Source organism: Yoonia sp. 72 (assembly GCF_034652275.1).
Taxonomy (GTDB): domain Bacteria; phylum Pseudomonadota; class Alphaproteobacteria; order Rhodobacterales; family Rhodobacteraceae; genus Yoonia.
The window spans coordinates 1,120,617-1,135,969 of the sequence record NZ_JAXIWG010000001.1 but is presented as its reverse complement, the minus strand read 5'-3'; the positions used below and the strand labels follow the sequence as shown (position 1 = coordinate 1,135,969).

16 protein-coding genes are annotated in these 15,353 nt (G+C 60.8%); 6 read left to right on the top strand and 10 right to left on the bottom strand.

Annotated elements, in window-relative coordinates; all coding sequences use genetic code 11:
• Positions 1 to 26 precede the first annotated feature (26 nt).
• The 6 genes from VCK47_RS05865 to VCK47_RS05840 all read right to left on the bottom strand — a co-directional run bounded on the left by VCK47_RS05865 (position 27) and on the right by VCK47_RS05840 (position 4,382).
• Positions 27 to 893, bottom strand: a complete 867-nt coding sequence (locus VCK47_RS05865; protein ID WP_322889776.1) for a lauroyl acyltransferase — start codon at positions 891 to 893, stop codon at positions 27 to 29.
• Between the two features lie 94 nt (positions 894 to 987).
• Positions 988 to 1,782: an acyl-CoA desaturase gene (locus tag VCK47_RS05860; RefSeq protein ID WP_322889775.1), complete on the bottom strand. Its 795-nt coding sequence runs from the start codon at positions 1,780 to 1,782 to the stop codon at positions 988 to 990.
• 108 nt (positions 1,783 to 1,890) lie between these two features.
• Positions 1,891 to 2,154: a hypothetical protein gene (locus tag VCK47_RS05855; protein WP_322889774.1), complete on the bottom strand. Its 264-nt coding sequence runs from the start codon at positions 2,152 to 2,154 to the stop codon at positions 1,891 to 1,893.
• 252 nt (positions 2,155 to 2,406) lie between these two features.
• Positions 2,407 to 2,961 carry a helix-turn-helix transcriptional regulator gene (locus VCK47_RS05850; RefSeq protein WP_322889773.1) on the bottom strand — a complete coding sequence of 185 codons (555 nt, stop codon included), beginning with the start codon at positions 2,959 to 2,961 and terminating at the stop codon, positions 2,407 to 2,409.
• 62 nt (positions 2,962 to 3,023) lie between these two features.
• Positions 3,024 to 3,527, bottom strand: coding sequence for a hypothetical protein (locus VCK47_RS05845; RefSeq protein ID WP_322889772.1), 504 nt, complete (start codon positions 3,525 to 3,527; stop codon positions 3,024 to 3,026).
• 219 nt (positions 3,528 to 3,746) lie between these two features.
• The gene (locus tag VCK47_RS05840) at positions 3,747 to 4,382 is read right to left on the bottom strand and encodes a hypothetical protein (protein ID WP_322889771.1); all 636 of its coding nucleotides are present in this window, start codon (positions 4,380 to 4,382) and stop codon (positions 3,747 to 3,749) included.
• A gap of 268 nt (positions 4,383 to 4,650) precedes the next feature.
• Between VCK47_RS05840 and VCK47_RS05835 the strand changes: the two genes are divergently transcribed.
• Positions 4,651 to 4,863: a hypothetical protein gene (locus tag VCK47_RS05835; protein ID WP_322889770.1), complete on the top strand. Its 213-nt coding sequence runs from the start codon at positions 4,651 to 4,653 to the stop codon at positions 4,861 to 4,863.
• 33 nt (positions 4,864 to 4,896) lie between these two features.
• Here VCK47_RS05835 and VCK47_RS05830 read toward each other — a convergent pair whose 3' ends face one another.
• Both VCK47_RS05830 and VCK47_RS05825 read right to left on the bottom strand, forming a co-directional pair.
• The gene (locus VCK47_RS05830) at positions 4,897 to 6,558 is read right to left on the bottom strand and encodes an alpha/beta hydrolase (RefSeq protein WP_322889769.1); all 1,662 of its coding nucleotides are present in this window, start codon (positions 6,556 to 6,558) and stop codon (positions 4,897 to 4,899) included.
• Positions 6,559 to 6,689: 131 nt separating this feature from the next.
• Positions 6,690 to 7,757 carry an alcohol dehydrogenase family protein gene (locus VCK47_RS05825; RefSeq protein WP_322889768.1) on the bottom strand — a complete coding sequence of 356 codons (1,068 nt, stop codon included), beginning with the start codon at positions 7,755 to 7,757 and terminating at the stop codon, positions 6,690 to 6,692.
• A 167-nt stretch (positions 7,758 to 7,924) separates the two neighbouring features.
• Between VCK47_RS05825 and VCK47_RS05820 the strand changes: the two genes are divergently transcribed.
• From VCK47_RS05820 to VCK47_RS05810, 3 genes are all read left to right on the top strand, one after another.
• On the top strand, positions 7,925 to 9,229 hold the full coding sequence (locus VCK47_RS05820; RefSeq protein WP_322889767.1) for a hypothetical protein: 1,305 nt from the start codon (positions 7,925 to 7,927) through the stop codon (positions 9,227 to 9,229).
• The gene (locus VCK47_RS05815) at positions 9,226 to 10,020 is read left to right on the top strand and encodes an ATP-dependent Clp protease proteolytic subunit (RefSeq protein ID WP_322889766.1); all 795 of its coding nucleotides are present in this window, start codon (positions 9,226 to 9,228) and stop codon (positions 10,018 to 10,020) included. The genes VCK47_RS05820 and VCK47_RS05815 overlap by 4 nt, the downstream gene beginning before the upstream one ends.
• A gap of 131 nt (positions 10,021 to 10,151) precedes the next feature.
• Positions 10,152 to 11,150: a LysM peptidoglycan-binding domain-containing protein gene (locus VCK47_RS05810; protein ID WP_322889765.1), complete on the top strand. Its 999-nt coding sequence runs from the start codon at positions 10,152 to 10,154 to the stop codon at positions 11,148 to 11,150.
• Between the two features lie 3 nt (positions 11,151 to 11,153).
• Here VCK47_RS05810 and VCK47_RS05805 read toward each other — a convergent pair whose 3' ends face one another.
• Together VCK47_RS05805 and VCK47_RS05800 are read right to left on the bottom strand one after the other, a co-directional pair.
• Positions 11,154 to 12,527 carry a surface lipoprotein assembly modifier gene (locus VCK47_RS05805; RefSeq protein WP_322889764.1) on the bottom strand — a complete coding sequence of 458 codons (1,374 nt, stop codon included), beginning with the start codon at positions 12,525 to 12,527 and terminating at the stop codon, positions 11,154 to 11,156.
• Positions 12,520 to 13,455 carry a thymidylate synthase gene (locus VCK47_RS05800; RefSeq protein ID WP_322889763.1) on the bottom strand — a complete coding sequence of 312 codons (936 nt, stop codon included), beginning with the start codon at positions 13,453 to 13,455 and terminating at the stop codon, positions 12,520 to 12,522. The genes VCK47_RS05805 and VCK47_RS05800 overlap by 8 nt, the downstream gene beginning before the upstream one ends.
• A gap of 168 nt (positions 13,456 to 13,623) precedes the next feature.
• Here VCK47_RS05800 and thyX point away from each other — a divergent pair, with 168 nt between their 5' ends.
• Both thyX and VCK47_RS05790 read left to right on the top strand, forming a co-directional pair.
• A complete protein-coding gene (gene thyX, locus VCK47_RS05795) occupies positions 13,624 to 14,529 on the top strand; it encodes an FAD-dependent thymidylate synthase (protein WP_322889762.1) in 906 nt (301 codons plus the stop codon).
• Positions 14,499 to 15,302: a hypothetical protein gene (locus tag VCK47_RS05790; protein ID WP_322892269.1), complete on the top strand. Its 804-nt coding sequence runs from the start codon at positions 14,499 to 14,501 to the stop codon at positions 15,300 to 15,302. The genes thyX and VCK47_RS05790 overlap by 31 nt, the downstream gene beginning before the upstream one ends.
• The last annotated feature ends 51 nt before the right edge of the window (positions 15,303 to 15,353 follow it).

Here is a 15,353-nt window from a genome sequence, read left to right as displayed (position 1 = left end):
GGCCGTCATGTCCGTCAATCAGCGGCTCAAACAAGTTTCCAGCGTCGGTGTGTCCACATCCATTGCTCGGGATGCCGCCGGATCATCGCTTCGAGACTATCGTTGAGCGCCTGTGTCATCACATCGGGTTCATCGATAGGCACCGGGGCTTCGAAAACCAGATCGAAGCTGAGACCGTCGGGCCGCCTTACGCCATAGACCGGCACCAATGGCGCATCGTACCGCAGCGCGAGGCGTGCAACAGCTGTCGATGTCGCTGCGGGTCGCCCAAAAAAGCGGAGCCTTTCTCCGGTTTCGACATGCTGATCTGCCATAAGGGCAATGCTGTTGCCATCTTGCAGATACCGGACCATGTCGGCCGTGCCTGTCCGCCCGGTTGAAAACGTCGGGCCAAGCGCGTCCAGTGCGGCACGGTGTTGCCGCTCGTGATGTGGATTGTGAAAGGGGCGGTAGTTGACCCCCATCAGGTAGCCTCGGGCGCGCAAGGCCACGCGCGCGGCCTGGTAATTGCCGAAATGACCCGTGAAATAGACAACGGGCCGTCCAGCCTGCTTGGCCGCGACGATGGCGTCCCAGCCCGGACCAGCGAGCGGCAGGGCTGCGCAAAGCGGGAAGAACTCCTTATGGGAATAGTTTTCGATGAAGGTGCGCCCGATGTTGTCCAGCACGCCTCGGCAGAGTTGCGGCACTTTTGTTTCGGTGATGTCGGGCATTACGAGGGCAAGGTTTTCGCGGATCCGCTTTTCGTAACCGGCAAGCGGACCAACCGGCCAGGACATGATCCGGCCGAAGAACCGCACGCGCTGTCGATAGGGCATCGCCAGTGCCGTCTTGATCAAAGCCTGCGCAGTCCAGCCCGACACATGGTCCAGGGCAATGTTGCGTTGGATCATCGAACTCTCCTGCCCGTCCGACACCCGACGCCGCGACCCTGTAACGCAATGGCGCGGCGCACAGGACCACGCCACGATCCAGCAAAGCCCAACATCAGATAGGTTCGTTGAAACTCGCTCGGCTGATCAAGCCCACTGCGGTCAGGGCGCGGATGCACAGCCCGGCGACATCAATTTCCCACCATTTTTTCGACATGGACCAGTGGCGCGGGCGGGCATGATGGTTGTTGTGCCATCCTTCGCCCCAGGTCAGCATCGCGATCAGGACGTTGTTTGTGGAATCGTCGCGTGTGTCGAAATTACGGTAACCGTGGCCATGCGCCAGAATTGTCGAAAGATTGGTGACTGTGATTTGCAAACTGGCCGGAATCACAAAGCCAAAGACAAACGCCAACGGGTCGATCAAAAGTAAAACCAAAGCCCACAGCCCCACGACCAGCAGATAATAGCGGTGCAAGGCTCTTTGGAAGGGATCGCGCAGGATATCACGAATGCGCCACCCTTCGACCTCCGGCTCTGGCCCTGTCCACAGCAGTTTCCAACCGTGATAATGCGGCGCATGCGGATCGCGATCGGTGTCGGAATGGGCATGATGCGTGCGATGGCTGCCGACCCAGCCAAGCGGGCTACCGGTCATGCCGATCGCGGCAAAAACCGAAAACAGGCGTTCCACCGTCCGGTTCATCGTGAAGGCGCGGTGGCAGATACCGCGGTGCACACCCACCGCCATGCCAAGGCAGGAAGTCAAAAAATAAACCGTCAGGGCAAAAAGCCACCAGATCGCAGGAACGCCCGCAGCTATCGCCCAGATGGCCAGCACCGCACCGCCCGCCTGCACTGCCTGTGCTACGCGCAGGCGCGGCTCAAACAGCCGGCTTCGGCGTTTCATTCTTACCGATGAAATCGTCACTCTTTTCGTTTATCCTTTGGTATGACTGCAAATGACCTTGCGCAGCCATTTGTGAAAATAAACTGAACGCATGCAAAACGAGTATCGTTAATCCGCATGAAACCGCAAGGGTTGTATCCAGTCTTGGCGCAGCAAGCCAAGCGGTAGTGCGCGCAGCCCCGAAACCTCGATACCGTGCACCAGTGGCCTGCCGCTGCAGGCAAAAACAAAAAGCAGCCAATATCCCCGCCGGATCAGGCAAGAGTTGGACGCGAATATCGACGGCGATGTCCGGCTTACCGAGCCTTCGACGGTCGAAATGGTCGAGATATGGGAGGGCGCGGCGACCCTTTGGATGCGGATTTCGGCCACGACACCAGCCCCATCTGGGGCCCTGCACAACGACGTGCGAGAGAAGCTGATGCGCTTTCCGGCAGGCTTCGAGGGTGGCGCATATCTTGCATGCAGGCGGTATGTGATGGTGGCAAACCATACCGCAACTGGCGGTGCAAGATGAAGATCAAACCGTCCCATCTTCGCGTCTCGACAGGCAACCACATCTGCACGCTCAACCGCGCGGTGACTGGCGATGGCGCGCGGGATGCCGCTATGTGTGACTTGGCTCTATTGCCCGACGTGGTCTTCGTCAGGTCCGCCTTTTGGCGCTTGATCAGGCATGTTTTCAAGCACAACATCGATGAAATGGCAAACAAGCGCCGTGCGGCCCGGAACATCCGCCTTGCGAAAGATCGCGTTTAGCTGCGATTTGATCGTCGCCTCGCTCTTGCCGCGGGCCTTGGCGATTTCGGCGTTCGAATAGCCTCTGACCGCGAACAGCGCCACTTCGCGTTCGGCCGGGCTCAGGTCCCAGGCGTCGAACTGGTCCTGCAGGACATCGACGAACTGGCCTGATGCCACCTTGACCTGCTGTTCCACAGTGTCGACACGGCGCAGGGTCTGGCGCAGCAATGTGATCGAGGCGACTGCGCCAAGCACTAGTCCGACACTTGCGCCGATTTGAAGAAATTCACGCGTCGCCCAGCTGACGGCCCAATGCCGCAGGCCCAGCACCTCTGTCAGCAGCTCAACGACAAAGAATGCAGCACAAAGACTTTGCAGAACAACCAGGATCACCAAGCGAAGGACGGTATATTTGGTGAATATACGGGGATTGAGCATTTTTCAGTCCAGTCAGCCGAATCTGGGCGCGCGCCAAGTCACGGCCTGCGCAGACGTTTCGTTCAGTCTGGCCTGTTTGATCGGCCCGCACCACCGTTGTCGCGCGCTCCGCTTGCGGAATTGGATCTGCCGGAGGCGTTGTCGGAACGGCCATTGCCGTCGGACCGGCCCCCGCTGGCAGCCGAACCCGTCTCACGGGAACCGCCGCCCGCGCTGCTGTTCTCGCGCGCATCGCTGTTGTCTGGCAGCACTTGGCCGGCTTGCGCGGGGCCGGGGGCGCGCGATCGGCTGATATCCGAAAAGATTTCACCGGTTGTGCGGCTCATCACGACTTCTCGGATTGTGGTGTCATTGCTTGCAACAACGCGGATCCTGCCCAGAAAAGTGCGGGATATGTCATCGATGGAAAAGCCTGCCGACTGGAGTTGAATCAACAAGTCGTCCAGTGTGCGGGCCTGCACCACCGCGAAACCGGCATCGTTTGCGGGATCGTTCACTGAATGTGCCACAACCGGTGTGGTCCATGCAGCCGCGGCGCAGACCGTCAAAGTGAACAAGGTTTTCAAACTGGATTGTTCCTCTGTCTGGCTTGCGCAACGAAACTGCATGAACCGTTAGCGGGTCGGCTAAGCGCGGTTTCGCATCGGACGTCGGTGGGTGCAATCAAACCACCGGCTGAAACCACCTGTCTCATCCGAAAGGTTGAAAGATTCGCGCGGCCGTTTCGCCCGACCTTGACGGTCGGCGCGGGGTGGTGCGGGCCGGGAACACCGGCCCGCGTCCGGTCAACGCAGACCCAGCAGGCGCAACAGCTCGTCTTGCGCTTCAGCCGAAAGCTGCACGCCATCCGTCAAGGCCGCATACGCCGCCGTGTAGTCTACGCTTGCATCGATCAATGCGCGTTCCGCGTCGCTGACGGCTGTCTGCAAGACGCCTAAGTCCAATTCATATTGCGCCAATGCCGCAAGGTATTCGTCCGAGCCTTCTTCTAAGTCCGAAGAAAACGCAGGATAGTCTTCGACGGCTTTGGTCGCATCGTTGAGTGCGACAGTCGCATCATAGACCACACCATACTCGTTCCTGAACGCGGCGAGGCGTCCGGGCATGCTGTCGGGCGACGCATTGGCCAGTGCCTGCGGGCTCGCATGGGCTGCGTTAAAACCTTTCAGTTCGGATGCCAGCGCGCCGCGTCCGCGTGTCTCGGACGCGCCGGACGCGTCCGATCGCACGTCGGCCCTGCTTTCACGGTCGTTGCCACGACCACGTTCATCGGAATTTCCCCTGCCAGCGGAATTGCCCTGCGCATAGGCTGCGCTGCTTGCAAGCGGTGTCACGATCACCGCACCGGAAGCGGCCAAGACCACTGCCATCACGGCCGATGAAATAAGCTTGTTTGACGTCTTCGACATAGGTTCGTCCATCCATGGTTGTAAATGAATGCACGCGATGACAGCCTGTGCTGCCTTTTGCCATCGTCCTGACTGTCTAATTGCCCGCATTCATCCCAATGGTTGACTGGCGCACGACCGACGGGGGGGCGTCGGACGATATCGCCTGCGTTGAACGGGGCTTATTTCACCTGCTTTGCACTTTGTCGGGAATAAAGTGGCATCACGATCCGTTCTTAAAATTCACGGGATTGCAGCATCACCGCCGCAATCCGAACAAGAACGCGGTTGAATAAGCGACATGAACTTTTTCGTCTTCACTTACGCGCTGCGGTTTGTTGTTGTTTTCGTCGGAACGCTTGTGGTGCTGATGGTGCCGGTCGGTCTGGTAACGATGCTGCTGATCGCAGTGGTTGTCATTCTGGCGGTCATGCCTGACCCGTTCTGGATTGTAAGAAAGATGAAAGCGATCTTGCTGCGCAAGACAGGCAAGCATCCGGAGCTCGACGACTAGCCACACCTGAGCCGCGCCAAGACCGGTGGTATCCTAGCGCGGCACCAGCGCGGACAGATGCGCGATCAGGCGGTCTTCGTCGGCCTGCGTCCAGCCGTCCGGCGCAAGCGTTTCGGCCCAAGCGTGAATATAGTGGCGCGCCACATAATCGTGCCCGTAGCCCAGCGTGCCCAATGCCACGGCCATATCCATCCCGACCTGAAACAACGTCACCAGTGGTATCCATTGCATCTGTGGGGACAGGTCCGGCGCGCGGTCCTCGGCCAGCCAGTCAGGCCGGTTCCATGCCAGTGACCAGTCGAAAAAGACGATCGGGTCGCTGCCGTATTGCAAAAACACGAACCGCATCGGCCCCCAACCGGCATCAAAGCTGTCAAGCCCGCCGGTCTGGTTCATCGTGCGGATCAGGGACCCGTTCCCAAAGCGGGGCCGCCAGGCGGGACTGCCCGCATTGCGCCGCGCCTGCACCATCTGCCACAGCTCGCTCAGATAAGGGGACCCGGTCCAGAGCGCCCCCGCAATCGGGTCGGCATAAAGGTCCAGCAGCGGCACGGTTTCCTGCGATAAAAACGCCCCAAGGCTCAGCCCGTGCAGATAAAGCCGTGGCCGCGTTCGGGGCGGCAAGCCGGTCCAGTGGCGATAGACAAGGTCGAAGAGGGCTTGCGCCTCGGCGACACCTTGTGCCGGATCGACCACGACGGACACGGGGCTTGGCAGATAGGAATACTGCACGGAAACGGTCGCGACATCGCCGCGCGTGATGTAATCCAGCGTGTCCATGCCGCCCGGATCAAGCCAGCCTGACCCCGTCGGCATCGCGATCACCAGTACGGACCGGTCAAACCCGCCAAGTCTGCGCAGTTCGTCGAATGCCAGCAGCGCGCGCGCCTCGGGCGTGTCGGCCGCGTTCAGCCCGACATAGATGCGGATCGGGTCCAGTGCAGGACTGCCCCAGAAGGCAGCAATCTCGTCCGCGGCTGGCCCCGACGCCACGAAACTCCGGCCCCATCGGCCCAGATCCTGCCAGTCCAGCGATGAGGCCGGACCACCGCTGACAAAGGCTGATGCTGGAGGACCCGCATCTGGCGGAATAACGGCATCCGCAAGACGCGCGCCGTTGTCGATCACCCGCAGCACGCCGCGCAAGGCGACGCCGTCGATAAATGCCGCAAACAGAAGGATGGCCGCGCCGACACCCAAGCCGCGGGCCACGCGCGGCGGAAGAACCCGCTGGCTGCGGCGCTGCAAAAGTGCCGCGACGCCCGCGAACAGACGTCCGGCAAAGAGGAAGAACACAAAAATCGCAGCTGCAATCAGGATGATCCGCAAGGGGGCAGAGGCCTCGATGGGAGGCAGGCCCCAAGCCCTATGGATCGAGCTTTGCCAGTCGACGGCCTTGACCGCGCAGATGGCGGTGACAAGCACGGCTGCAAAGACGATCAACCAATGCCCCCAGCGCGGCAGGGGAGCGCGCAAGGACAGGCCCAGCCAGGCCGCGATGCTGGATGCCGCCCACCACAGGCAATACCCGATGGCTGCGACAACGCCGCCCAGCACCCCTTGCAATTCAGGTCCGCGCGGCACCATCGAAGGACTGACCGACAGGCCAAACAGCGTGGCGGCCACCAGAAGCCCCACCGCAGAGGGCATCCCGAACATGCGCGCCCGGCGCTGTCGTTCTGCTGATAAAATCATACCTTTCCCGTCCCAGCCCCAAGCAACCGCGCCCCAGAAAGACCATCGAAATGCCATGCACACAAGCCGCTTTGCCGATTGAAAGCGGGTTCAGTCATAGCGTGGATGATGCCTGCCAGCCAGGATGTGCGTCACGGCTGGACGAGTACGATCTTTCCGACATGCCGCTTTTCCAGAAAGGCCTTTTGCGCATCCGCGATGCGGTGCAGCGGATAGGTGGCGGCCAGCAAGGGGCGGATTTCGCCCCGTTCGATATAGGAAATCAGGTCGGGAAAAACCGGCGCGTCCCACGCCGTGCAGCCGATTAGCGTGATGTCTTTCAGATACATGACCCGTAGATCAAGGCGCACAATCGGCCCTGCGATGGCCCCCGAGGTCACATAGCGCCCTCCGCGTCGCAAAAGTTGCAGCATCGTGCCAAAGTCTGCGCCGCCCACATTGTCGATCACAACGTCGATCGCTTCAGCGCCAAGCGATGCCAACAGGTCCGTGTCGCGCGTCAGTACGCGGTCTGCGCCTAGGCTGCGAACAGCGTCGATCTTGGCCGCACCTGTCACCGCGATGACCTCCGCCCGCCGCCGCTTGAGCAGCTGGACCAGCGCCGATCCCACGCCCCCTGACGCGCCCGGCACCAGAACCCGCATCCCCGCAGTGACACAAGCGCGGTGGATCATGTTCTCGGCCGTGCCATAGGCGCAGGGGATTGTGGCAAGTTCGGCATCGCTCCAGTCAGTTTGGACCGCAAAGACCTCGGTTTGCGGCACCTTCACATATTGCGCGAAGGCGCCGTCAAAATCCGTGCCAAGCCAGACCGTGTCCATGCGGTCAAAGCCGTTTTCGCGCATGCAGGGCCTGACAAGAACGCGCTGCCCGATCAGTGCGGCGTCACCCGCGACGACCTCGCCGCAGCAATCCGCGCCTTGGATCAGCGGAAAGGGTGTGGCGTTCTTCCAGCCGCCGTTTTGCCCATCTTTGGCGCGCGTCTCGGAGGTTGCCTGATCGACGGACGCGGCATACCAACCAAGCCGCGTGTTGATGTCTGTGGTGTTCACGCCCGCTGCACGCACCCTGACCAGCACGTCCTCCGGCCCCGGAACCGGCGTCGGAACGTGTTTGTAGGCAAGTGTCTCATATCCGCCGGTTCCCGTGGTGACGATCGCCAGCATCTGGTCGGGGATGGTGGTGGGGTCATTTTGCATCTGCCTGTTCCGCCTTGGGTCCCGCCGTAGCAAGGCTAATGCAGGCGGCAACGTTTGTCGCGTGGTTTTGGACCGGCCATGCCGTGCCGCGGAATTGAACGGATCAGGATAGGAAGACCGGCCGGACTTGGTTAATGATACCAACACGACCGCAAGAGGAGCGATGCATGACAGACCAGAACCGGCGCCTGACTGCGGCTGAAACTAAAGGATTGCGCACCGCCAAGGAGCTTGAGGCGCATATTCTCTGGCTGGATACGTTCACGCCGGCAGCTTTGGGCATCCTTGCCATCGCCTCGGGCATTTATACCTATCTTGGTGTGTCCTCGCTGCTGGAGGACACCGGCGCGATGAGCTTTTTCGCGGCCGTTGCCTATTCAGTCGCCGTCTCGGTCGGGATATTCGTGTTCTGGAGCTACATGCTGCGGCTTTTGCCCGCGATGCGCAACGCGGCGGGCTATATCGGGCTGACGGTGATGATGATCGTGGGCAGCCTTGCGATCATCGCGATGTCAAGCTGGCTGAACGCAGCCGCCCTTGCAGGATCAGCGGCCGTGGAACAGCATCTGGACACCACGGTGCGCGACTACCAGACCTCACTGGAACAGGCGCATAACATCGCATTGTCCGCCCAAGCCCTGCGTCAGGAGGTCCGCCGCGCGCGCGAGGCGTTCGAGGCGCTGGCCGAACAGGAAAGGTCCGGCGAATTGTCGGGCACGGCGGGCGAGGGGGCGGTCTACCGCGTCCTGCGCCAGAAGACCGAGGAACTGCAAAGCCTCGAGACCCAGATTGGTGAACAGCAACCGCTGATCGAAGCGGCCTATGAACAGGGCAACGCCATGCTTGGCCGGATGCGCAGCCTGACGGTTGCGCCGGGGCCAGTCGATCAGCGATCGGTCGCGTTTTCCGAGGAAAGCGTGCGGCTGGCGGGGGTGATTTCCAACCTCAACCAGTATTCGGTGGCTTTGCTTGTGGCGCGTGCGGCGGCTGATCTGCCTGCATCTGTCGTGCTGCCCGAACTTGACGGACGGACCGCCACGATCCGCGACGCCCAAAGCTCGACCATCGGGTCGGTGCTTGACGCGCTCGACCAACGCAGCCAGACATTGGGGCAGGCCGCCGCCGAGGTGCTGGCGCTGGAGCCGCCGCAGGAAACGGCCTACAACCCGATTTCGCGCGCCGATGCCGTGATCCGCTATGCGGGCAATTTCGCGCCTTCTTGGGCGGGGGCCATTGCCATTGACCTCTTGCCGGGTGTGCTGGTCTTTATTCTTGCCATCACCCAAGCGGCAATCCGCAACGGTCGCGACGGGCTGAGCATCGAGGAAACGCTGACCTTGGCCGACCTGAAAGCCGCGATCAGCGCGATGAAGGATGTCGAGGCGTCGATGGGCGATGCCGATGCCGAAATGTTGCGGCGCGTGCGCGATGAGCCACCGGTCCTGAAACCGCACAAGACGGCGGCCGAATGACCGAACCCGCGCTGCAAAAAGAAGGCGGGTTCACGATCGGACGGGGGGTAAAGCTGGTCTTCATCCTGCAGATCGTCATTGCCGGTTTCCTGATCGCCAGCGATCTGGGTACGCGCTGGCAGTTCGATCTTGCAGGCAACCCGCCCGTGCCGACCGGCCCCGTCGCCCCCGGCGACCAGACCCGCCGCTATGACCCGCGCGAGGCTGTGCCGCGCTTTACAAACCCCGGTGCAGACCCGCGGATCAGCCTGCCCGACAACTTGCCGCTGCGGCTTGAATTCAGCCTGCGCGACGATCCAGAGATCGGGGCGATCTTGATGATGAACGGCGCGATAGAACCCGATGATGCCGAAAGGTTCACCGCTTATCTGGATACGCTCGATACCGTGCCCGAAACGGTCGCGATCAACAGCCCCGGCGGCAGTGTGGACGCAGCCTTGCAGATCGGTGCGGCCCTGCGCGCGCAAGCGCTGAATACGGTGATCCTGCCCGGCATGGCCTGCCTTTCGGCCTGTCCCTATATGCTGGCGGGCGGTGTCGAACGGCGGGTGTCAGCCACAGGCGCGGTCGGCCTGCACCAGCATTACTACGAAACGCCCGGCTATATGCCTGTGTTCTTCGCGGTCGAGAATATCCAGCGGGGGCAGGGGGAAACCATGCGCTATCTGATCGATATGGGGATCGATCCGGGCGTCATGGTGTACGGGCTGTCCACACCGCCCGCCGAAATCTATGTGCTGGTCGAAGACGAATTGCTCGACACGCGGCTTGCGACGCAGATGATCGACTAGGGCGGTTGTTATCGGCTAGCGACGGGCTGATATTGCCCGACCTTGTGACCTTGGCATTGCATCATCCTGCAAAGAGGATCGCCGCTGCCAGCAATCAGGCGATCCCGTTCTGGGTGTCTGCAAGAAGGTCAATGATCATGCTCAAAGCCGGTTTTTCCAACAGCGCATTCGTCAAGCGGTGCGCCCCTCGTCTGCCGCAGATACTGGGGATGGCTACCTTGGCCGCAGGGGTCTTTGCCTTTGCCCCGATGGCCAGTGCCACCAACCCCGCCTGCGGTGATGCGATCAGGATCACGCCCGGAGACACGCTGCTGCGCGTGGCCACCGCCTGCGACACGACCGTGCCTGCCCTGCTTGCCGCCAACCCCGAGATCACGCAGCCGAACCGGCTTTTCGTGGGGCAGCTTGTGTGGATGCCGGGGCGCAATCCCGTGGCGCCTGTCCACCGCCCTCCTGCACTGACACCTGTGCCAAGCCAGTGGGGGCAGGGTGCGTTTTCGCGCTGCGGTGCGACCGTGCAGGTCCGCCCGGGCGATACGTTCAGCGGCATCGCACGGCGCTGCGGGGTGACGCCAGCACAGTTGCGCGCCGCAAATCCCGGTGTGCGTGATCCCAACCTGATCTTTTCGGGCATGGTGCTGCGGGTGCCCTCCTCGGTCGGGGTGCGTCCGCATCAACCGGTAGCGCCAGTCGTGCCCGACGTGCTGCGCGTGACAGGCACGGTGACGAACGAAGGTGTCACCTGTCAGGCCTTCCGCGGCGACGACGGGCGGCTTTATACCTTTGCTGGCAGCGCCACCCGTCCGCTGCGCCCCGGCGACAGGGTCGAGGTCACAGGCACACGCGCCGCCGCGTCGATCTGCCAGCAGGGTATCACGATCTCGGCCTCGCAGATCGTGTTGCGCGATAGCACGGCACCCGCCGCCGTCGACCTGACAGGCACGATCACCCGCGAGGGTGTCACCTGCACCGCGCTGCGTGGCGATGACGGACGGCTTTACACGATCACCGGCCAGACGGGCGGTTTCCAGGCCGGTGACCGCGTGCGCATCACCGGCGAGGTGGCCGAAATGTCGTTCTGCCAGCAAGGCACGACGGTAAACCTGCGGTCTATCCGCGCCGCATGGTAAGCGTCAGAACTCTGACCGGATGGTGAACCCCGCCGACAGCGTGTCACGCGTAAAGCGGCTGACATTGCTGTCGGTATTGCTGCCCGAAATCGTCAGGACGGGGGTGAAACCCGCATAGCTGACATCAGGAAAGCCGATATTGGCCGCATAGAACAGCGTGGTGTCCTGACGGCCACCGTCAACCGGAAAGAGCAGACTGTATTCGGGATAGTCCGCCTTGGTGATGCCGCCGCTCACGCTCAGGGCAATCGGGCCAACAGGCTCTGCCCAAGTATAGGCAAGTTGCGCCGTCCAGTCGGTGGAAATGTAGTTCGGATTGTCGCCATCGCTATCGCTAAAGCTGAGCGTCGCGCGGATCTGGTCGGTGCTGGGCAAACGATAGGCCAGCGATGCCCCCAAGCTTGTGCTGACGACATCGCCGATCCGTGCCAGCTCGTAGCTGGTCAGGCTGCGCCCGACGGACAGGGTGACTTCGGCGTTCTCGCCGACGGGCACACGCCGGTCGATGCCCAGACGCCAGACATCAAACTTCTGCACTTCGGTTTCCAGCGACACACTGTCCAGATCGCGATAGTCCACCATGGCATAGGACAGTTGCGCCCCGATACTGCCCGTTTCCAGCACCCTGTCATGGCGCAGGTTGAACCCGAGGTTGTCGGTCGCAAGCGCCTCGTCCGGCACGTCGACATCATCGGTGATGCGGATGCGCGTCATCTGGTATTGCGCCCCGATCAGCGTGCGGCTGGTCGGATTCTCCTGCAATCTGTACGTCACGCCAAGGTCAATCGACCCCCGCCAGCCCGCCAGCGCCTGTGCGTCATCCGACAGCGAGCCGGTCGGGTTGCCGGGAGCAGAGGCCAGATCGCTTGCCGCACCACCGTTCACGTTGGACGACGGCACGAGCGAGGCGGATACGTCGAACGACCACGGGTTGCGCTGTTGCAGGAACTGCGCGTCTTGCCGCGTCTGTGCGCGTTCAGCGTCGTTGGGCGCCACGATCAGCGCACGGCGCAACCAGAAGGTCGCCAGCGTGAACCGTTCTTCATTGGCGGCGGCAAGGGCCGTCAGGCGGGCCGCCTCGTAGCGTTCGATATTGCTGCCAGACAGCGCAAAGGCCCGCGCGCCCGCACGCCTGCCTTCGGCGGCGTCGCCCTGCTGCGGTGCTGCTGCCGCGACGATCAGCAACGACGCGCGGTCATCGGGCACCTGTGTCAGGATCGCGCGTGCCACATCAAGCGCCAGCGCGCTGTCGCCCGAAAAAAGAGCCCGCGTCGCAATGGCGCGGGCGTCGTCGAGCGACAGGTCCAAGGTGGTCTGTGCGCTGGCGGCCGATCCCAGAAGGAAGGCCGCCAGCGCGAAGGATTTTAGTTTACTCACCCAGTTGGTCCACCTCTAGGCAGATCGTAGGCGTTGTCCCGCACCGGTCGAGAACGAAGATTCCGTATTCTTCCTCGTTTGTGAAATCGGTCAGGAAGTCGCCTTCCAAGCGGATACCGCCCGCGACCGAAGAGGCGTTCGTTCCACCAAAGATACCGGCATAGCTTCCCAGCGAGTCCTGTGCGATGTTTTCCACGACGCCAGAGAAAGATCCGTTCGTGGCAACCGCGGCGGGGATCAGAAAGATCGTCTCAATAGGTGTCGGCGTACCAAGCGGTCCGTCAGCGTCGTCCATAAGGCGGCGATTGTAGACAGCACCATTGACCGAACCGTCGGTGAAATCGGCGTTCAGGAAAACTTGGCCACTGACCCGAAAGGACCGCAGTGGCCGCAGTTCCGCCGGCGCTGTCGATGGCAATGTGCCTTCGCGGGTGCCGACGTTCAGTGTGCCGACATAGTCTCCTGCATAGCTGGCCAAACCTCCGGACGGGGCGGTGTAGGCACTGGTCTGACGATAGGTCGCGCCCCCGAAGTACTTGGTGAACTGGCCGCCATCCGCAGCCAGCACGGCTTGCACCGACCCGTCGCTGGATTCACGCCCGAATGCGGTGAAAAACCGATCCAGCGGGTCGTCCTGCGTCGTGAATGCAAGGTATCCGGGTACGTCATAGTCCGAGTTTCGGGTATAAACAGCATCCAGCACGTCCGCGTCCAGCGTGATGCGGACGATCATCGTTCCTCCGTCGGCAGGATTGAATGTTCCGGCCTTCAGGTCCCCTGCGATCTGCGCGGGCACGTCGTTCACTGGCGGCGGCGTTCCGGGATCGGTCGGTCCGCCCGGACCACCCGGGCCGCTATCACCGCCACCGACACCGTCACAAGCAGTAAGGGCGGCCATCGCCACCACAGCATATGCAATATTCTTCATGATTTACGCCTCAATGTTACAGCTTTGCGGCGACTATTCGGCGTGGTTAATCACCTGTCAACATCTGACCCGCCCTCCGCGGGCATTGTTTCCCTGCTATGGAGGTTTTGCCACAACACTGCTTTGCCTATAGTGCCTCAACCAGAATCCCCCAGACCGGAGACGCAGATGCCCATCACCCCCGACCAGCAGGCCGAAATCGATACCTTGCGCGCCAATCCGCAACCGACCCTGCGCGCTGTCGCACCGGGGATGGAGGCACATCTTTACAAGGCGCATCAGGTGCTGGACCACGGCTTTATCAGGGTGATCGATTATATGGGCGACGATGCCGCGATCTGTCAGGCGGCGCGGGTCAGCTATGGCAAAGGCACCAAATCGGTGCAGAACGACGAAGGGCTGATCCGCTATCTGATGCGGCACTGGCATTCGACCCCCTTCGAGATGTGCGAGATCAAGCTGCACGTCAAACTGCCCGTCTTCGTCGCCCGCCAGTGGATTCGGCACCGGACCGCGAACGTGAACGAATATTCCGCGCGCTATTCGATCCTTGACCGCGAATTCTATATCCCCGCCCCCGAACATCTGGCCGCGCAATCGGTCATCAACAACCAAGGCCGCGGCGAGGCGCTGACAGGCGAAGAGGCCGCGCGTGTGCTGGCCTATCTGAAAGACGACGCCGCGCGGTGTTACGACCACTACGCCGAGATGATCGACACCGAAGGCCAGCAGGGGCTTGCCCGCGAACTGGCACGGATGAACCTGCCCGCCAATATCTATACCCAATGGTACTGGAAAGTGGACCTGCACAACCTGTTCCACTTCCTGCGCCTGCGCGCCGACAGCCACGCGCAATACGAAATCCGCGTCTATGCCGAGGAAATCTGCAAAGTCGTCGCCGACTGGGTGCCCGCCGCCTATGGCGCCTTCGAGGATTACCGGATGGGCGGCGCCACACTCTCCGGCAAGGCGATTGACTGCGTGAAACGTATGCTCAAGGGTGAAGAGGTGACGCAGGAAACCTCCGGCATGAGCAAGGGCGAATGGCGGGAGTTTATGGGGGTGATCGGGTGAATATCTTGAAGGGGGGGCATGTAGCTTTAGGTGCGACCCTTGGAATATGTTGCACCATTCTAGTGTTTTTGACCGTAGAGCATTTTGGATCTATTTTTACGCCAAACAATTCACTCTTGGCTGCGATGATTGGCGCACTCATAGGCGGTGGCATATCTCTCGCGGGTCAAGTAATGGAAGCAGAGAGTAGATATCGTGAACGAGAGACTGATCGACGAAATAAAGAGCTCGCTCAACTCTATGGTCTTTTTGATACCTTACACAACATTCTATCGTATTTGATTGCGGTCAAGGCGCACTGCCAGAGACAATTAAAAAGAGCTGATGAAGTAGGCACTAAATTTCGGTATTTGGGGATAATACCGTTATCGGGTCACTCGCGGTTCCCATCAATTTCTTCAGATACAAGAGTGACACTGATGGTATGTGGGGCGTTCGATTTATATAATGCAATCAATAATATTGATCAGTACGCCTCTAACTTGTTGGATCATTTCGACGACTTGCAGAAACGACGTCAAGAGATTGTTGATCTACTCAGCACAAAAGACATACTTGACGAAGATGAAATTAGAATAGTCAAAGGTAAAGAGATAGAGGCTCAAGCTCGCTATCATGTTTTGGAACGCAACTTTTCTGATTTTTTGTCATCGATAGGTGAAGCCGAAACTACACTTGATAAGTGTATTGACGCGACCTTGGCACTTATCGAATCGTTTGATGGTCCTAAATTCAAGTTTGTAAGGAAAAACAGCGAACCGCAGCAAGCGTAAGGCGATCATTCTCAGAACCGTCAGCAAACATACCCAAAGGTGCGCCGAACT